The 18,649-nt window shown below is 71.8% G+C and carries 15 protein-coding genes; 7 read left to right on the plus strand and 8 right to left on the minus strand.

Going from position 1 to position 18,649, the window contains the following annotated elements:
• Window positions 1–12: 12 nt before the first annotated feature.
• The 3 genes from typA to HNR22_RS09965 all read left to right on the plus strand — a co-directional run bounded on the left by typA (window position 13) and on the right by HNR22_RS09965 (window position 3,608).
• Window positions 13–1,881 (plus strand): translational GTPase TypA, encoded by a 1,869-nt coding sequence (gene typA / locus HNR22_RS09955; RefSeq protein WP_179780119.1) that lies wholly within the window; start codon window positions 13–15, stop codon window positions 1,879–1,881.
• 120 nt (window positions 1,882–2,001) lie between these two features.
• Window positions 2,002–2,853, plus strand: a complete 852-nt coding sequence (locus tag HNR22_RS09960) for a serine hydrolase (protein ID WP_179780120.1) — start codon at window positions 2,002–2,004, stop codon at window positions 2,851–2,853.
• 53 nt (window positions 2,854–2,906) lie between these two features.
• Window positions 2,907–3,608, plus strand: coding sequence for a lysoplasmalogenase (locus HNR22_RS09965; protein WP_179780121.1), 702 nt, complete (start codon window positions 2,907–2,909; stop codon window positions 3,606–3,608).
• Here the strand turns inward: HNR22_RS09965 and HNR22_RS09970 are convergent.
• Window positions 3,577–4,374 carry a tyrosine-protein phosphatase gene (locus tag HNR22_RS09970; protein WP_179780122.1) on the minus strand — a complete coding sequence of 266 codons (798 nt, stop codon included), beginning with the start codon at window positions 4,372–4,374 and terminating at the stop codon, window positions 3,577–3,579. The two genes, HNR22_RS09965 and HNR22_RS09970, sit on opposite strands and share 32 nt — an antisense overlap.
• 44 nt (window positions 4,375–4,418) lie before the next feature.
• Between HNR22_RS09970 and HNR22_RS09975 the strand changes: the two genes are divergently transcribed.
• Together HNR22_RS09975 and HNR22_RS09980 are read left to right on the plus strand one after the other, a co-directional pair.
• Window positions 4,419–5,516 carry a mandelate racemase/muconate lactonizing enzyme family protein gene (locus tag HNR22_RS09975; RefSeq protein ID WP_179780123.1) on the plus strand — a complete coding sequence of 366 codons (1,098 nt, stop codon included), beginning with the start codon at window positions 4,419–4,421 and terminating at the stop codon, window positions 5,514–5,516.
• A 58-nt stretch (window positions 5,517–5,574) separates the two neighbouring features.
• Complete coding sequence (locus HNR22_RS09980) at window positions 5,575–6,501, plus strand: NlpC/P60 family protein (RefSeq protein ID WP_179780124.1); 927 nt, start codon at window positions 5,575–5,577, stop codon at window positions 6,499–6,501.
• 38 nt (window positions 6,502–6,539) lie between these two features.
• Here the strand turns inward: HNR22_RS09980 and HNR22_RS09985 are convergent, their stop codons facing one another.
• Window positions 6,540–7,538, minus strand: a complete 999-nt coding sequence (locus tag HNR22_RS09985; RefSeq protein WP_179780125.1) for a TerC family protein — start codon at window positions 7,536–7,538, stop codon at window positions 6,540–6,542.
• A 572-nt stretch (window positions 7,539–8,110) separates the two neighbouring features.
• Between HNR22_RS09985 and HNR22_RS09990 the strand changes: the two genes are divergently transcribed.
• Entirely contained in the window at window positions 8,111–8,404 is a 294-nt protein-coding gene (locus tag HNR22_RS09990) for an antibiotic biosynthesis monooxygenase family protein (protein WP_088949279.1), read from the plus strand.
• A gap of 102 nt (window positions 8,405–8,506) precedes the next feature.
• Here HNR22_RS09990 and HNR22_RS09995 read toward each other — a convergent pair whose 3' ends face one another.
• The 4 genes from HNR22_RS09995 to uvrB all read right to left on the minus strand — a co-directional run bounded on the left by HNR22_RS09995 (window position 8,507) and on the right by uvrB (window position 13,153).
• Window positions 8,507–9,364, minus strand: coding sequence for a helix-turn-helix domain-containing protein (locus HNR22_RS09995; RefSeq protein WP_179780126.1), 858 nt, complete (start codon window positions 9,362–9,364; stop codon window positions 8,507–8,509).
• 300 nt (window positions 9,365–9,664) lie between these two features.
• Complete coding sequence (locus HNR22_RS10000; protein WP_179780127.1) at window positions 9,665–10,033, minus strand: VOC family protein; 369 nt, start codon at window positions 10,031–10,033, stop codon at window positions 9,665–9,667.
• Window positions 10,034–10,110: 77 nt separating this feature from the next.
• Window positions 10,111–10,965, minus strand: coding sequence for a helix-turn-helix domain-containing protein (locus HNR22_RS10005; protein ID WP_179780128.1), 855 nt, complete (start codon window positions 10,963–10,965; stop codon window positions 10,111–10,113).
• Window positions 10,966–11,044: 79 nt separating this feature from the next.
• Window positions 11,045–13,153 carry an excinuclease ABC subunit UvrB gene (gene uvrB / locus HNR22_RS10010; RefSeq protein WP_179780129.1) on the minus strand — a complete coding sequence of 703 codons (2,109 nt, stop codon included), beginning with the start codon at window positions 13,151–13,153 and terminating at the stop codon, window positions 11,045–11,047.
• A 208-nt stretch (window positions 13,154–13,361) separates the two neighbouring features.
• Here uvrB and HNR22_RS10015 point away from each other — a divergent pair, with 208 nt between their 5' ends.
• Entirely contained in the window at window positions 13,362–15,407 is a 2,046-nt protein-coding gene (locus HNR22_RS10015; protein WP_179780130.1) for a hypothetical protein, read from the plus strand.
• 10 nt (window positions 15,408–15,417) lie between these two features.
• On the opposite strand, the gene coaE is transcribed toward HNR22_RS10015, so the two are convergent.
• Window positions 15,418–16,599: a dephospho-CoA kinase gene (coaE, locus tag HNR22_RS10020; protein WP_179780131.1), complete on the minus strand. Its 1,182-nt coding sequence runs from the start codon at window positions 16,597–16,599 to the stop codon at window positions 15,418–15,420.
• A 468-nt stretch (window positions 16,600–17,067) separates the two neighbouring features.
• Window positions 17,068–18,576, minus strand: a complete 1,509-nt coding sequence (gene rpsA / locus HNR22_RS10025) for a 30S ribosomal protein S1 (RefSeq protein ID WP_030337999.1) — start codon at window positions 18,574–18,576, stop codon at window positions 17,068–17,070.
• Between the last annotated feature and the right edge of the window lie 73 nt (window positions 18,577–18,649).

Below are 18,649 nucleotides of genomic sequence, written 5' to 3' on the forward strand. Positions count from 1 at the left end.
AGGATAGAGGGTATGCAGCTTCGCACCGACCTCCGCAACGTCGCCATCATCGCTCACGTCGACCACGGCAAGACCACCCTGGTCGACGCCATGTTGCGGCAGGCCGGGGCGTACGGCGCCCGGGGCGAGAACACCGAGCGGGTGATGGACTCGGGTGACCTGGAGCGGGAAAAGGGCATCACGATCCTGGCCAAGAACACCGGTGTGCGCTACCTGCCGGCGGACGGCTCCGACCCGGTCACCATCAACATCATCGACACCCCCGGCCACGCCGACTTCGGTGGCGAGGTGGAGCGCGGCCTCACCATGGTCGACGGTGTGGTGCTGCTCGTCGACGCCAGCGAGGGCCCGCTGCCGCAGACCCGCTTCGTGCTGCGCAAGGCGCTGCGGGCCCGGATGCCGATCATCCTGGTGATCAACAAGGTGGACCGGCCCGACGCCCGGATCAAGGAGGTCGTGGACGACACCTACGAGCTCTTCCTCGACCTGGACGCCGACGAGGAGCAGATCGACTTCCCGATCGTCTACGCGTGCGCCCGCGACGGCATCGCCTCGCTGACCCAGCCGGCCGACGGCTCGGTGCCCGACGACAGCACCTCCCTGGAGCCGCTGTTCCGCACCCTGCTGGACACCATCCCGGCACCCTCGTACGAGGACGGCGCGCCGCTGCAGGCCCACGTCACCAACCTCGACGCCTCGCCGTTCCTCGGCCGGCTCGCGCTGTGCCGGGTCCGTCAGGGCACCATCAACAAGGGTCAGACGGTGGCCTGGTGCCGCACCGACGGCAGCACCCAACGGGTCCGCATCTCCGAGATGCTGATGACCGAGGGCCTGGAGCGCACGTCGGCCGAGACCGCCGGCCCGGGCGACATCATCGCCGTCGCCGGCATCCCGGAGATCATGATCGGTGAGACCCTCGCCGACCTCGAGAACCCGGTCCCGCTGCCGCTGATCACCGTCGACGAGCCGGCCATCTCGATGACCATCGGCACCAACACCTCGCCGCTGGTCGGCCGGGTCAAGGGCTCCAAGGTCACCGCCCGGATGGTCAAGGACCGGCTCGACAAGGAGCTGATCGGCAACGTGTCGCTGCGGGTGCTGCCCACCGAGCGGCCGGACGCCTGGGAGGTGCAGGGCCGCGGCGAGCTGGCGCTGGCCATCCTGGTCGAGCAGATGCGCCGGGAGAGCTACGAGCTGACCGTCGGCAAGCCGCAGGTTGTCACCAAGGAGATCGACGGCAAGACCTGCGAGCCGGTCGAGCGGCTGACCATCGACGCCCCCGAGGAATACCTGGGCGCTATCACCCAGCTCCTCGCCACCCGCAAGGGCCGGATGGAGCAGCTGGTCAACCACGGCACCGGCTGGATCCGGATGGAGTGGCTGGTTCCGGCGCGCGGCCTGATCGGCTTCCGCACCGAGTTCCTCACCGACACCCGGGGCACCGGCATCCTGCACCACGTCTTCGAGTCCTACGAGCCGTGGTTCGGCGAGCTGCGCACCCGCAACAACGGCTCCCTGGTCGCCGACCGGGCCGGCGCGGTCACCGCCTTCGCGATGATCAACCTGCAGGAGCGCGGTCAGCTCTTCGTCGAGCCGACCACCGAGGTGTACGAGGGCATGATCGTCGGGGAGAACTCCCGCTCCGACGACATGGACGTCAACATCACCAAGGAGAAGAAGCTCACCAACATGCGGGCGTCGACCTCCGACGAGACGGAGAAGCTGATCCCGCCGCGCAAGCTCTCGCTGGAGCAGGCACTGGAGTTCTGCCGCGAGGACGAGTGCGTCGAGGTCACCCCGACCTCGGTGCGCATCCGCAAGGTGGTGCTCGACCAGCAGCAGCGGGGCCGGGCCGCCGCCCGCCGCAAGCACGCCGGCTGAGCACACCAGCACCCGACACCGGGCGCGTCGGCCGCTTGCGGCCGGCGCGCCCGTCCGTTTTCCCCAGGGGGTACGCGGGCCAGCCCGACTGGCTGCCGCCGATCGGCTACGGTCACCGGCATGACCTGGGATGATCTCGACGCCCACCTGGACAAGGTGCCCGGCACCGTCTCGGCGTACGTGGGCCGACCCGACGCGCCGCCGACCTGGGCCCGCCACCCGGACGCCGCCCACTACGCGGCGAGCACCATGAAGGTCGCGGTGCTCGCCGCCCTGCACCGCGCCGCCGAGGCCGGCACGCTGGACCTGGACGCCCCGGTCCCCGTGGTCAACGAGTTCGACTCCGCCCAGCCCGGCGCGCCCCGGTTCTCCTGCGCCCAGCACTACGACAACGACGACGCGGTCTGGGACCGGCTGGGCGGCACGGCGTCGCTGCGCTGGCTGGCCGACCGGATGATCGTGCGATCCAGCAACCTGGCCACCAACCTGGTCATCGGGCACGTCGGGCTGCCCGCGGTGGCCGAGGTGTGGGCCCGCACCGGCGCCCGCACCAGCGTCACGGGCCGCGGCATCGAGGACTTCGCCGCCCGGGAGGCCGGCATCACCAACACGGTGACCGCCGCCGACCTGGCCGCCCTGCTCGGCGCACTGGCCACCGGGGCCGACACCCCGGGCCGGCTCGCCTCGCCCGCCGGCTGCGCGGCCATGCTGGACGTCCTCCTCGCCCAGGAGCACCGCGAGGACCTGGCCGCCGGCCTGCCCGAGGGCACCCGCATCGCGCACAAGAGCGGTTGGGTACGCGGGGTCCGACACGGCGCGGGCCTGGTCCTGCCCGACGACGCCCCGCCCTACCTGATCACCGTCTGCACCACCACCGACCTGGCCGGCGGCGACGACGAGGTCGAGGACGACGCCTGCGGGCTGCTCGCACACATCTCCGCGCAGGTCTGGGCCGCCCGTCACCAGCTCTGACCACGACCCGGCGCTCCGGCTAGGCTGCTCGCACCCCCACCCCGGAGCCGCCGATGCCCCGCAGTCGCACCATCCTCATCGCCTTTTTCGTCGTGACGGCGGCGAACCTGCTGGCCAACGCCACCGATGGCCGCGTGGCCGAGGCACTCACCAAGCCGTTGCTGATGCCGCTGCTGGCCGCGTACCTCTGGCGGGCCGCCGCCGAGCGAGGCGCCCGCCCGGACCGGCTGGTGCTCGTCGGGCTGGCCTTCTCCACGGGCGGCGACGTGTTCCTGCTCGGCGACGGCACCGGTTGGTTCATCGCCGGCATGGCCTGCTTTCTCGGCACGCACCTCTGCTACATCGTGGCGTTCACCCGACACGGGGCCGCGACCGCGCTGCGGCGTGCGCCGCTGCTCGCGGTCCCCCTGACGTACGCGGTGCTGACCGTCGTCGCGCTGTGGTGGATGTGGGCGGGGCTGACCGACGCCGGGCTCGCCGTGCCGGTGGCCGGCTACGCGCTCGCGCTGGCCGCGATGGCCACCACCGCCACCACCCAGGGCTGGCGGGTCGGTCTCGGCGCCGCGCTGTTCCTCGGCTCCGACCTGTTGATCGCCGCCGGGGTGGCCGAGGTGGCCCAACCACCCGGCGCACCCGTGCTGGTCATGGCCACCTACGCCGCCGGCCAGGCGCTGATCGTCCTCGGCCTGGCCGCCCGCGTCGGCACACCCCCGGGCCCGCCGGTCACTCCAGCAGTCGCGCCCGCAACGCGCTGAGGGTCTCGTCGGTCAACCCCAACCCGTCCCGCAGGTACGCGTCGAACGAGCCGTGCACCCGGCGCACCTCGTCGTAGCCGGCGTCGAGGTACTCGGCGCGGACCTCCAACACCGGCAGCACCGCGTCGACGTCCAGCTCCGGCTGCCGCCGCCGCATCGCCTCGATGATCACCGCGCGCAGGCTGTCGGTCAGTTCGTTGTTGCGCAGGTAGTCGGCGCGGATCGCCGCCTCGTCCACCCCGAGCGCTGTCAACAGGATGACGGTCAGCCAACCGGTGCGGTCCTTGCCGGCGGAGCAGTGGTAGACCAACGGCAGGTTCTCCGGCTGGGCGGCCAGCCGCACCGCCTCGGCGAAGCCGACCCGAGCCGACTCGCCGGTCACGAACCACCGGTAGATGGCGGCCATCGCCCCCGTCGTGCCCTGCCGTGCCAGCTCCGCGTACGCGTTCAGGTCGTGGCCGAGCAGCACGGCCGACACGTACGTGAAGACCGGGTGCTCCGCATCGTGCACCGGCAGGCACACCACCCGTGGCTCACCGGCCAGTCGATCCGCCGGGGCGACCTCGATCTCCGCGGGGGCGCGCAGGTCGAGCACGCACGCCGGTCCCAGCTTCGCGAGCACCGGCAGATCCTCGTCGGTCAGCCGGCCCAGCGCGGGAGTGCGGAGCAACTGCCCCGCCCGGATCCGCCTCCCGTCGGCACCGACGAGCCCACCCAGATCGCGTGCGTTCGGTGCACCTACCAGCTCCCAGCCCTGCCCGGTCATCCGGTCTCCCATCCCGACGTGCGCCTGCGTATAGGGTGCCTGACATGACGATCTCGGAGGTACGCACCCACCGGGTTTCGGCCCCCTTACACACCCCGTTCGTCACCGCGTTGCGTCGTACCACCACAGTGGACACCCTCGTCGTCGAACTGGTCGACTCCGACGGCCGTTCCGGCTTCGGCGAGGCCCCGCAGGTGTGGCAGGTCACCGGCGCGTCGGTCGCCGGCGCACTGGCGTGCGTACGCGAACTGCTCGGCCCCCAGCTGATCGGCCGTGACCCGGACGACCTGGTGGCCCGGTGCGCCGAGGTGCAGCGCGCAGTGGTCGGCAACGAGGCGGCGAAGGCCGCGGTGGACGTCGCCCTGCACGACCTCGCCGCCCGGCGGTTGGGCGTACCCCTGGTGCGGTTGCTCGGGGGCACCAGGCTGCGGGTGCCGACCGACGTCACGCTCGCGGCGGGCGACGCGGTCGACCTGGCGGCGGCGGCGCGGCAGCGGCAGGCGGACGGCTTCGGCGTGCTGAAGTTGAAGGTCGGCACCGACGCGAGCACCGACCTGGACCGGGTCCGTGCCGTTCGCGCGGCCGTCGGCCCGGGGGTGCGGATCCGGCTCGACGCCAACCAGGGCTGGACGCCCCGGGAGGCGGTCCGGGTGATTCGGGGCATCGAGGACGCCGGCCTCGACGTGGAGCTGGTCGAGCAGCCGGTGGCCCGCTGGGACCTGGACGGCCTGGCCTGGGTCAGCGACCGGGTGTCCGTGCCGATCCTGGCCGACGAGGCGGTCTTCGGGGTCCGCGACCTGGTGGAGGTGATCCGTCGTCGGGCCGCCGACCTGGTCAACGTCAAGCTGGCCAAGTGCGGTGGGCTGCACCCGGCGCGTACCCTCCTCGAACTGGCCAGCGCCCACGGGCTCGGCACGGTGGTCGGCTCCATGATGGAGAGCCAGGTCGGCATCGGTGCGGCGGCGAGCCTGGTCGCCGCGTACGGCACCACGGCGGTGCCCGACCTGGACGCCGCCTGGTGGCTGGCCTGGTCACCGGTGCAGGGCGGAATACGCTACGAGGGGGCGACCGTGGTGTTGCCCGACGCGCCTGGCCTGGGCATCTCCGGCCTCGCTGAAGCAAAGGTGCAGGCGCGTGGTTGATGAGCGTTGGTTTCTTTCATAGGGTTCCCTGGACAGCCGACTCGATCTGGGGGTTGACGTGAAGCTGCAACCGGGCCGAGAGGCCGTCGTCCGGGTCGCGGTGGCGACGCTGTGGACCTCCCCCGAGGCGGTCCGCCCGGTCGACCGTCCGGCGCTGACCGCCGGCGCCGACATCCTGACCTGGGTCTCCGGTCTGGACACCGATCAGCAGGTCGGCGACTGCGTGCTGAGCCAGCTCCTGCTCGGCGAGCGGGTCCTCGTCAGCGAGCTGCGCCCGGACGGCTGGGCCCGGGTCGTCGCCGTCGAGCAGCCCGCCGCCAAGCTGGACCCGCGCGGCTACCCGGGCTGGCTCCCCACCGAGCAACTGACCCCCGTCGACCCGTCCACCGACACCGGCACCGACCCGCCGCTGGTGGTCGACTCCACAGTCACCGGGCTGCACGCCGCTCCGAACGGTCCCGAGGTGCTGCCCGGCGTCGTCGTCGGCACCCGCCTCGTCCCGGCCGGCCCCGCGCGCGACGACTGGCGGCCGGTGCACGTCCCCGGCCACGCCGCGCCGCTCTGGCTGCCCGACGACCACCTCGTCGCCACGTCGGCCGAGGCGCCAGCCGCAGCGCAGGCGCTCGCGGTGGCGCAGCGGCTGCTGGATGTGGCCTACATCTGGGGCGGTCTCTCCGCGCACGGCATCGACTGCTCCGGGCTGGTGCACCTGGCCTGGCGGCGGTTCGGGGTGCTGCTGCCCCGCGACGCCGATGACCAGGCCGTCGCCACCACCCCGCTGGAGTTGGGGGCGGAACGCCCCGGTGATCTCTACTTCTTCGCCCGACCCGGCCGCAAGATCCACCACATCGGCATCGTCACCGCCCCGCCCGGTAACCGTGGCGAGCGGCGGATGCTGCACGCCTGCTACCGGCGGCGGCGGGTCATCGAGGAGCCCCTGCCGGCCGACCGGACCGCGACGCTGGTGGGCGCACACCGCGTCTGACCGGCCGGGCGCGTTTCCCGCACCCGGCCGGCGACACGTCAACGTCGGGCGTCGGCCAGCTCGCGGCGCCGGTCCCGGGAGGACTTGATCAGGCTGGCGGCGGTGGCGATGCCCAGGGTGCCGAGGATGACCAGCAGCGACAGCCAGATCGGGATGTGCGGCGCCCAGCCGACGTGCTCACCACCGTTGATGAACGGCAGGGTGTTGTCGGCCAACGCCTCCAGCACCAGCTTGACCCCGATGAAGCCGAGCACGACGGCCAGGCCGTAGCTCAGGTAGATCAACCGGTCGAGCAGGCCACCGAGCAGGAAGTAGAGCTGACGGAGGCCCATCAGCGCGAAGACGTTGGCGGTGAAGACCAGGTACGGCTCCTGGGTGATGCCGAAGATCGCCGGGATCGAGTCCAGAGCGAAGATCAGGTCGGTGGTGCCGATCGCGATCATCACGATCAGCATCGGGGTGAACAACCGCTTGCCGTTCTCGTGGGTGATCAGCTTCGCGTCGTCGTAGCCCTTGGAGATCGGTAGCGCCTTACGGCTCCACCGGATCAGCAGGTTCTCGGAGAACTCGTCCTCGTCCGGCTCACCCTGCCGGGCCAGGTTGACCGCGGTGTAGATTAGGAACGCGCCGAAGATGTAGAAGACCCAGGAGAACTGCGAGATCAGCGCGGCACCGGCGGCGATGAACCCACCGCGCATCACCAGCGCCAGCACGATGCCGACGAGCAGGACCTTCTGCTGGTACTGCCGGGGCACACCGAAGCGCGCCATGATGATCACGAAGACGAAGAGATTGTCCACCGACAGGCTGTATTCGGTGAGCCAACCGGTGTAGAACTGCCCCGCGGAGCTGGCGCCCGAGGTCAACCAGACACCGACGCCGAAGATCAGGGCGAGACCGACGTAGAAGGCGACCCAGAGGCTCGACTCGCGCACACTCGGCTCGTGCGGGCGCCGACCGATGATAAACAGGTCGACGAGCAGGACCGCAGTCAGTGCGACAAGCGTTCCCGCCCACACCAATCCGGACACGTCCAACGTTCATTCCTCCGGCAGACACGCGGCGTCGGGCACACCGTACGCCTCCGGAGAGGCCGGTGTGCCGCTGTCGCTCACTCTGGTGACTGTCGGAGGTCTCTTCCGCCGCCGCCCGCGAACGGAACGGCGACCTACGGGGCCGGGTCGGGTCGCCGTGGTTCCGACGATCGACCGTGCTGACGACTCCGTCGCGAAGGAATACTCCCCTCCTCGGTGACCATTGTTGCCCACCACGCGCCGTGATCACACCCCGGGCAGCCGGTGGCGCCAACCACCCGTTTGTAGGGAATATCGGGGGCCGGGCCGGCTGAGTCATACCGCCACGTCACACCCGCTGTCGCGTCCTAGGAGGCTAGTGCAGGTCGGGTGCGGTTGTCGGGTCGCTGAGCGACCAGCTGGCGGCCAGCAGGTCGTCGCAGGCGCGCACCGCCCGGGCCAGCCGCTCGGCGTGCGTCCCCGCCAACTCCACCACCGGCACCCTGCCAGCTCGCCACGGAACCCAGGGGCACCGTCGACACCGGAACAGACCCCGCGACACCGCCGACCCGGCCCGCCGTGCGAGGCTGTCCGACATGGTGCTTGAGGTCGCGCTCATCGACGTACTGCCCGGACACGAGGACGCGTTCGCCGCCGCGTACGCCGAGGGTCACCCGGTGCTCGCCGGGGCAACCGGCTGCCGGTCCGTGCGGATGACACGGGGCATCGAGTCCCCGACCCGCTTCGTGCTGCTCGTCGAATGGGACTCGGTCGAGGCGCACGAGGAGAACTTCCGGGCCACCGAACGGTTCGAGCAGTGGCGGGCGCTGATCGGGCCACACTTCGCCGGGCCGCCCGTGGTCGAGCACTTCCTCGACGTGCCGGCCTGAGCCTGCTGTCGTACCCCGTGGTTATCGTGCCCTGCGCACGCGCCGGCCGCCGGTCCCGACGGGCTCGGGGGCGCCGGGCTCGGTGGCCGCGCGGCGCGGCTCCTACCCGCCGACGCGGCGGGCCAGCACGGTGACCGTCTCCTCCGGTGACAGCGCGGCCGCCAGCAACGCCTCGGTCATCCGCTGGTAGCGGTCGACGTCGAGCACGGTGGCCAACCGCACGTCGGTGGTCAACGCCTCCAACATCACCGTCCGCGGGTCCGCCGGGTCGGGAAAGGCATAGCAGGAGTACGGGGTCAGCGGGTGCAGCCCACGACCGGCCGCCCCGCGGGGCAGCAGCCGCACCGTGACATGGGACAGCCCGGTCACGGCGACCAGATGGCGCAACTGTTCACGCCAGACCTCATCCGGCAGGTCGCCCGGGTCACAGACGGCCTCGGCGAGCACGGCCGTGTAACGCGGCGGATAGGCCCGCCGCAACACCTCCTGCCGCAGCGCCCGGGCGCGCACCTCGGCCTCCACGTCGACGCCGGGCGTGAGCTGGGCGCCGGCCGCGACCAGCACCCGGGCGTACGCGGGCGTCTGGAGCAACCCCGGCACGATCGCAGGCTGGTATTCGACGATGTCGGCGGCACCCGCCTCCAACTCCGCGTAGGTGCGCTGCCGTTCGCTCATCTCGCCCAGCGTCTTCCACCAGCCGCGGCTGGTCGCCGCGTCCCGGGCGATCACGATCAGCGCGTCCCGGGCGGGCGAGGGCACCTTGTAGATGTCCAGCAGATCGAGCACATCGGCGAGGTCAGGGCGGCTCTGACCCAGCTCGATGCGGGACAACTTCGACGTCGAGGCCCAGCCCAGCCGGTCGCAGACCTGTTCCAGGGTCAGCGCCTCGCGCCGGCGTAACTGGCGCAACTCTGCGCCGAGACGTGCACGTCGAATGACAGGACTTGTTGGCAGCGGCATCCCGGCCTCCCCACCGAGGGAGAGTACGCAGGACGATCACCCAGTGCAATAGCTCGCTCGCGCACCGCAATCAGAGGAGATGGCGCCGTCCGGTGGGCGGACCGGCCATCGTCCGGCGTTTCCGCACGTCAGGCGGGGTGTCGAGCCGCGCTCTCCAGTTCCGTACACCGGAGTCCCGCGCACCTGGAGTCCCGCGTGCGACGGTGCCCTGCGGTGCTGCGCGGCCCGGAGTGCGGTGCGGCCCTGCGGTGCTGTGCGGCCCGGAGTGCGGCGCGACTCCCGGCCTGCCGCGCGGTTGGTTCAGGGCCGGTAGGTGCCGAAGGACCAGACGGTGCCGGCCAGGTCGCGGGCGGCGTAGTCACGGGAGCCGTAGTCGGTGTCGAACGGCTCGCGCGTGATCTCGGCACCGGCGGCGCGTGCCCGGGCGCAGTGGGCGTCGACGTCCGGCACCGCCACGTAGACCGACCAGTCGTCGTCGGCCGGTCGAGGTGCCGCGTCGGTCCGACCACCCAACATGATCATGCCGGTGTCGAGGATGAGTTCGGCGTGCGCGACAGTGCCGTCCGGCGCCTCGTGCACGGCGTGCACCTGGAAGCCGAAGGCGGAGCAGAGCCAGTCGATGGCGGCACGGGGGTCGGGGTAACGGAAGATCGGGTAGACGGTTCGCATGACCCGATTCTGCTGCCGCCGGCCCCGATCCGGATTGGACGGATGTGACCTGGGCGCGTCTCGCCGACCGGGTGGTGTCAGCCGGTCGGGGTGCGGGCGGCGAGCAGGGCGGCCGGCGTGGCCCCCGCGAACTGGCGGAAGTCCCGGATGAGGTGGGACTGGTCGTAGTAGCCGTATCGCGTCGCCACCGTGGCCCAGTCGACGGCGCCCACCTCGGGCTGGTCGACGCCGGCTGGCGCCCCGGCGGTCGGCCCGACGTCGGTCAGCACCGCGTACGCCCGCTGGAAACGCAGCAACCGGGCGGCCATCTTGGGCGGCAGACCAACCTCCTGCCGGAACCGGGACGCGAGGTGTCGCCGGCTCCAGCCCAGCTCGTCGGCCAACACACCGACACTCCCCCGCCCACCGCTCGAGACGAGCCACCGCCACGCCCAGTCGAGCCGGGCATCGACCGGAGGGGACGCCGCCAGCCGGGCCGCGAGGACCCGGTCGAGCAGGGCGAACCGCTCCGGCCAGCCGGGCGTCTCTGCGAGCCGGCCACGCAGCCGATCCAGCCAATGGCCCGGGAGCTGCCCGACACCGACGGCCCGGTTGGTCAGCTCACTCAGCGGCAGGCCGAGCAGCCGCCTGGCGGTCAGTGGGGCGAGCAGCAGCTCGACGCCCTCCCCCACACCCACGGTGCGCGTGGTGCACCAGCCGTCGAAGGTGCCGGCCACGAACGAGTCGACCCTCGTGACGCCGCGCTGCGCGCTGCGCGGGTCGGTCACGTCCAGCGGAGCGCCCCACCCCAGGATCAGCACCACGAAGACGCCCGCCGACTCGCGGCGCACCAGCGGGACGTCCGCCCGTTGCCGGTAGCCGACGTACCGGTCGACGAACGGACGCAGGCTGACCTCGGGCACGCCGAGGACGAACTCGTCGACCGGTGCCACCGCAGTCAACCCCGCCCGCCCTTCCCGCGATCCGGCCGGCCGCGCTCCCGGGGAGCGCTGATGGCCGGCCGGATGGGTGTCACTTCACGCCGGCGGCGTCCATGCCGCGCAGCTCCTTCTTCAGGTCGGAAACCTCGTCGCGGATCCGAGCCGCCAGCTCGAACTGCAACTCGCGGGCGGCGGCCAGCATCTGGTCGTTGAGCTCCTGGATGAGCTGGGCCAGGTCGGCGCGGGCCATCCCCTCCCGTGACGGGGTGGCGGCGGCGGACCGGCTCCGGCTGCGGGTCTCCTTGACCGGTGCCTTGCCTCGCGACAGCTGACGCACCGCGCCCCCGACGCGGGAGTTCTCGGTGTCCTCCGCCTCGCGGTAGATGTCGTCCAGGATGTCGTGGATCTTCTTACGCAACGGCTCCGGGCTGATCCCGTGCGCCTCGTTGTGCGCGATCTGCTTGGCCCGACGCCGGTCGGTCTCGTCGATCGCCGCCGCCATCGACGGGGTGATCTTGTCGGCATACATGTGCACCTGACCGGACACGTTACGGGCGGCCCGGCCGATGGTCTGGATCAACGACCGGCCGCTGCGCAGGAAGCCCTCCTTGTCGGCGTCGAGGATCGCCACCAGCGACACCTCGGGAAGGTCCAGACCCTCGCGGAGGAGGTTGATGCCGACCAGCACGTCGTAGTCGCCCTTGCGCAGCTCACGCAGCAGCTCCACCCGGCGCAACGTGTCGACCTCCGAGTGCAGGTAGCGCACCCGGATGCCGTTCTCCAGGAGGTAGTCGGACAGGTCCTCGGCCATCTTCTTGGTCAGAGTGGTGACCAGCACCCGCTCGTCGCGGTCGGTCCGTAGCTTGATCTCGTGCATCAGGTCGTCGATCTGGCCCTTGGTCGGCTTGATCACGACCTGCGGGTCGACCAGACCGGTCGGCCGGATGACCTGCTCGACGAACTCGCCCTGGGCCTGCTCCATCTCCCAGGTGCCGGGGGTCGCGGACAGGTAGACCATCTGGCCGACCCGCTCCAGGAACTCGTCGAAGCGCAGCGGCCGGTTGTCGGCCGCGCTGGGCAGCCGGAAGCCGTGGTCGATGAGCATCCGCTTGCGGGACGCGTCGCCCTCGTACATGCCGCCGATCTGCGGGATGGTCACGTGCGACTCGTCGACCACGGTGAGGAAGTCGTCGGGGAAGTAGTCGAGCAGGGCGTGCGGCGGGCTGCCGGGCAGCCGCCCGTCCATGTGCATCGAGTAGTTCTCGATGCCGGAGCAGAAGCCCACCTGCCGCATCATCTCGATGTCGTAGGTGGTGCGCATCCGCAGCCGCTGCGCCTCCAGCAGCTTGCCCTGGCGCTCCAGCTCGGCGAGGCGCTCGGCCAGCTCCACCTCGATGTCACGGATCGCCCGCTCCATCCGCTCGGGACCGGCCGCGTAGTGCGTGGCGGGGAAGATCACCAGCTGGTCGACCTCGCGGACCACGTCACCGGTCAACGGGTTGAGGTAGTAGAGCTTCTCCACCTCGTCACCGAACAGCTCGATGCGGACGGCCAGCTCCTCGTACGCGGGGATGATCTCCAGCGTGTCACCGCGGACCCGGAAGGTGCCCCGCTGGAAGGCCATGTCGTTGCGGGTGTACTGGATGTCGACCAGCCGGCGCAGCAACTGGTCGCGGTCGAGCTCCTGCCCGGTCTGCACCCGGACCGCCCGGTTGAGGTATTCCTCCGGGGTGCCCAGGCCGTAGATCGCCGAGACGGTCGCCACCACGATCACGTCGCGGCGGGTGAGCAGCGACATCGTCGCCGAGTGCCGCAGACGCTCGACCTCCTCGTTGATCGAGGAGTCCTTCTCGATGTAGGTGTCGGTCTGCGGGATGTAGGCCTCAGGCTGGTAGTAGTCGTAGTACGAGACGAAGTATTCGACAGCGTTGTGCGGCAGCAGCTCGCTGAACTCCTTGGCGAGCTGCGCGCAGAGCGTCTTGTTCGGGGCGAGCACCAGGGTCGGGCGTTGCAGCCGCTCGATCAGCCACGCGGTGGTGGCACTCTTGCCGGTGCCGGTCGCGCCGAGCAGCACGGTGTTGCGGTCGCCGCGCCGAACCCGACGGGCAAGCTCGTCGATGGCCGCCGGTTGGTCGCCGGCCGGCTGGAAGTCACTGACGACCTGGAAGCGGTTGTCGAGCCGGGGAATGTCGAGCGCCATACCGTCAACGGTACGCCGGGGGTCCGACAGGAACGGCCGTCACGCCAGGTACGTGATCAGCTTCAATATTCCCATTGTGTGGCCCATGTCACCGGGACTACCCTCTTCATGTAGGCCGCTCGCGGCGGCCGACCGGGCAGGTGGCCAGGCCGTCACATCACGGCCGGTCGCCCCCGGCACTGCGGTCGCAGCACCCGGCTCGCCCGGCGTGCGCACCCGTGTGGTCGCGCTCGAGGCGCAGACCGGCCGCCGCGAGCGCCCCTGCTCGTCACCCCGACGCCTCCCCGCCCGTTTCATCTCCGTGGACACCTCTCCGACCCCGGCACCCGACGCCACTCCCCGCGGCACACCCCGGCCGGACGTCACCACCGCCGGACGGCCCAGCTCCCCCAAGATCGGGCGGTCAGGCAACGGGCGGCACCGCTCCGGCACCGCCTCCGAGACCACCCGGAGCACGGACACCGGCGTCGGATCGACCACCGGCCGGCCCACCGGCGCCCGCCGAGCCGCCACCGACCGCGACGCCGACGCCGCAGCCAGGGCCAGCCGACCTGCAAACGCCCGATCGGGCAGCCCAGGGCTGCCCACCGCCGCTCTGCGAACCGCCAGGGGTCGGGAGCCCAAGAAGAACCGGACCACCACGGGCCAGGTGCCCGAGAAGACCCGGACCACCACCGGCCAGGGCCCCACGCAGAACCGGGGCACCACCGGGCGAGGTCCCGGGACAACCGGGACGACCACCCGCCGCGAGGCCGCTGCCGAACCCCCCACCGACACTGCGGACGCCACCGGCCCGGCCCCGGTCAGCCGCCGCAGACGTACCCTGCTGCTGTTGCTCGCCCTGACCGCCGCGACGTCCGCGACGGCGCTGGTGCTCGGGTTGTTGAGCTGGGCCCCCGACCCGCCCGAGCCGACCCGGCCGCTGACCCTCGCGGAGGGCGAGCGGCTGGCCGCCGTGCGGGTCACCAACCTCCGGGACCTGCGCGCCGGAGTCCGCGTCACCGCCGGCGCCGACGCCGCCCGGATCGAACTGGTGGGCTGGGTGGACTGGTCGCGGTCACTGGTCTACCTCGACGTGGGTGGGCCGGGTGCGGGCGCCGAACGCGGGCTGGTGCAGCGGGTCGGCCCGGTCCTGGTCATCCGGCCCGACCCGGCGGCAGTGCCCACTCCCGCCGCGCCGCCCCTGCTGCCTCCGGCGGACCGTTGGCGGCTGCACCGCCTGGCACCCGGGACGAACCTGGCACCCGTCCTAGACCTGCTCCTCGGCCTCGCCGCCGACCGCCCGGACCAGACTCAGGCGGTGACCGGCAGCGGTGCGCGGTGGATCGCTCAGGACACCGTGGCGGCCGGCCCGGTGGACGTCCTTGAGGCGCCGCTGCCGGCCGGGCCGCCACGCCGCAGCCCGGCACTCGTCAGCACCGCGGCACCCACGCCGAGCGCCGGGTCGGCGAGCTCCGAGCCGGACGGGCAGACCCGGTTCTGGCTCGACCAGGACGCCCGACTGCACAAGCTGGTGACCCGGTTGCCCGGCGTCGGCCCGGTCACGATGATCCTCAACCGGGCGGACCGGCCGACGCTGCGTCCGGTGGACGCACTCGGCGGCCGGCCCGGCCTGCCCCGCGCGTTGACCGACGCCGAGCGGCGTCGACTGGACCGGTTGCCGGCCCGGCTCCGAGCCCAGCGCGGTGCGACGATGACGCTGACCGCGCCCGTGGGCACGGACACGAACCTGCGGGGCGCCGGCTGGGTGAGCTGGACCACGGGTACCGCGTACCTCGCGGTTGCCGACCTGGGCGTGCCGGACCGTCGGACCCTGCTGCGGCGCGACACCGCCGGTCTGGCCCGGGCGGATCTGCCGGCCGCCGCCGCTGGTGGCGGCACCGCGGAAGCGCCCGACCGGCCACCGCTGCCGCCCCCGGCCGGGCCCTGGCGGGCCCAGCGGTCCGGCGGCGACGACCTGAACGTGCTGGTCGAGGCCGCGGTGGCCGCCGGGTCGGTCGGGCCACCAGGAACGGCCGTCCGGGTACGCGAGGACGTCACCGCCGGACGCACCGTGGACGTCGTCGAGGTGGGCCCGGCCGACGCGCGGCTGCGTTACTGGATCGACCGCGACGGGTCGCTACGCCGGCTGGAGCTGCACACCGACGCCAACGCGTGGGCCCAACTGGACCTCCAGCCCGCCGTGGTGCCCCGACTGACCCCGACACCCCGCCCGGCCGCCAAGCCCCGACCCACGACGCCTCGGCCCCGCTGACCGTTGACGCTCAGGGACGCCAGCCGGTCTGCTCGGCCCACTGCTCGGCCCGCAGATACTCCTCGTCGAACCACGGGTCGCGGGCCGTGCCCGAATCGCCAGCCTCCGGTGCGGCGTCGACCAGGTCCCTCTTGAGCAGCAGGTAAGCGGCCCGCTGATCCGGGTCGGCCCGCAGGTGGTCGCGCATCAGCAGCGCGTACCGCCAACCCGGCGAGCCGGCCACCCGCACGTGCAGGCGAACCGGGCGGGCCGGGTCCGCGCTGCCGTGCAACCTCTTCTCCCACCGACCGCTGCCGGCCGGACGAGGGACGTCCCACCAGTGCCCCGGCACCCGGGGGAACCCGGCGTGCGCCAGCCGGTCGACCAGCGCCCCGTCGGCGTCGGCGAGGCTGCGCACGGCCACCTGCACGTCGATGACGTCCTGGGCGGCGAGGCCGGGCAACGCGGTCGAGCCGATGTGGTCGATCCGCAGGGCGTCCGAGCCGAGCGTGTGCCGGATCCGGGCGGCCAGCCGCTCGTACTGCTCCGGCCAGCTCGCGTCGGTCCCCGCCGGGTCGACCCGGTCCGGCAGGACCACCCGCCGCTCGCGCAGATTGTCCTCGTAGGGCACCAGCCGGTGCCGCCAGAGCTCGTCGACGGCGTCGTGCAGATCCGCCAGGCTGCCGTCGTTGGTCAGCACCACGTCCGCGGCCGCCCGTCGGCGGGCGTCGTCGGCCTGGGCGGCGATCCGCCGCTCCGCCTCCGCGCGACCCATCCCCCGATCCCGCGCCAGCCGCTCCAGTCGGGTCGTCACGGCCGTCTGCACCACGATCACCAGGTGGTACGTGGGCGCGAGACCCACCTCGACCAGCAGTGGTACGTCGTTGACGACGATCGCGCCGGGTGCCGCCGCGGCGGCCAGCTCCGCGGTACGGGCCCGAACCCGGGGGTGCGTGATCGACTCCAACCGACGGCGGGCCTTCTCGTCGGCGAACACCACAGCGCCCAGCGCAACACGGTCCAGCGCACCATCGTCGCCCAGCACCGCGTCGGAGAAGGCCGCAACGATGTCGGCCAGTCCCTCCGTGCCCGGCGCCACGACCTCCCGGGCCACCTGGTCGGCGTCGATCAGCACCGCGCCCCGCTCGACCAGCCGCGCGGCGACCGCGCTCTTTCCCGACCCGATCCCGCCGGTCAACCCCACTCTCAGCACCCGACCAGTCAACCGGATCCCCGAGCCCGCCGCCAAACCCACCGCCATCGTCCCGAACGACCCGGCCCGAACGACCGAGGCGCGCGCACGATCGTGCTCGAACCCCGACCGACCCGGCCCGAACGGCCGAGGCACGCAGCCTGGACGGGCCGACCCGGGCAGGCTCGGCTCGGCCCGGCTGGCCACTCGCAAGATCGTGCTCGAACCAGGTTCTAGTGGTGTCCCGGCGACTCGGAGGCCCCTATCTCCAGGATCGAGCGCGATCTTGCGCGGTCATGGGGGCGGTTGATCTTGCGGGGCTGGCTGGCTGGCTGGCTGGCTGGCTGGCTGGCTGGCTGGCTGGCTGGGCAGCGTGCCACGCGAGAGGCCTCCGGCTGCTCCCACGGCGAGAGGGCCTCACCCACGGCGAGGGCCCCGCCCCCAGCGATCCGAAGATCGCGGGGACGGGGCCCGTCGTCGTTCAGTGGGTCACTTACCGCCGGCGAGCTTCTCCCGCAGTGCGGCGAGCGCCTCGTCGGTGGCCAGCGTGCCGGCCGGCTCCTCGGCCTGCCGGCTCGGGGCCGGGCTGGACGAGGAGGTGGTGCCACCGCCGCCACCGGCAGCGGCCGGGACGACCGGAGTCGGGTTGGCAGCGGCCTCGGCGTCGGCGGCCCGAGAGGTCTGCACCTGCTTGGTGTGGGCCTCCCAGCGCAGACGAGCCTCGGCGTACTGGTTCTCCCAGGTCTCGCGCTGCTTGTCGTACCCCTCGAGCCACTCGCCCGTCTCCGGGTCGAAGCCCTCCGGGTAGATGTAGTTGCCCTCGGTGTCGTACGTCGCGGCCATGCCGTAGAGGGTCGGGTCGAAGTGCTCCTCGCCCTCGACGAAGCCCTCGTTGGCCTGCTTGAGCGACAGCGAGATCCGGCGGCGCTCCAGGTCGATGTCGATGACCTTGACCATGACCTCGGAGCCGACCTGGACGACCTGCTCCGGGATCTCCACGTGGCGCTCGGCCAGCTCGGAGATGTGGACCAGGCCCTCGATGCCGTCATCGACGCGGACGAACGCACCGAACGGAACCAGCTTGGTGACCTTACCCGGCACGATCTGCTGGATCGCGTGGGTGCGGGCGAACTGCCGCCACGGGTCCTCCTGGGTCGCCTTCAGCGACAGCGAGACCCGCTCGCGGTCCAGGTCGACGTCCAGGACCTCGACCTCGACCTCCTGGCCCACCTCGACAACCTCGGACGGGTGGTCGATGTGCTTCCAGGACAGCTCGGAGACGTGCACCAGACCGTCGACGCCGCCGAGGTCCACGAAGGCGCCGAAGTTGACGATCGAGGACACGACGCCCTTGCGGACCTGGCCCTTCTGCAGCTTGTTGAGGAACTCGGTGCGCACCTCGGACTGCGTCTGCTCCAGCCAGGCCCGGCGGGACAGGACCACGTTGTTGCGGTTCTTGTCCAGCTCGATGATCTTGGCCTCGAGCTCACGCCCGACGTACGGCTGCAGGTCGCGCACACGACGCATCTCGACCAGGGACGCGGGCAGGAAGCCCCGCAGCCCGATGTCGAGGATGAGGCCGCCCTTGACCACCTCGATGACCGAACCGCGGACGACGCCGTCCTCGTCCTTGATCTTCTCGATCGTGCCCCAGGCCCGCTCGTACTGTGCCCGCTTCTTGGAGAGGATCAGACGACCCTCCTTGTCCTCCTTCTGGAGGACCAGGGCCTCGATGTGGTCGCCAACCGTCACAACCTCGGCGGGGTCCACGTCGTGCTTGATCGACAACTCCCGAGAGGGGATGACACCCTCGGTCTTGTAGCCGATGTCGAGCAGGACCTCGTCCCGATCGACCTTGACGACGGTTCCTTCGACAATGTCGCCGTCGTTGAAGTACTTGATGGTCTCGTCGATCGCGGCGAGGAATGCCTCCTCGGAACCGAGATCGTCGTGGGTGACCCGGGTGGCGCTCGAGGGGGCCTCGATGCTGCTCGTCATGTGGGCGGTTGCTCCGGTCGGTGGGTTGTCACAGCAGGCTGGTGTGTCGCAGTGACCTGTTCGCGCCAGCGGA

The sequence above is a fragment of the Micromonospora jinlongensis genome, from assembly GCF_013410645.1.
Taxonomy (GTDB): domain Bacteria; phylum Actinomycetota; class Actinomycetes; order Mycobacteriales; family Micromonosporaceae; genus Micromonospora; species Micromonospora zamorensis.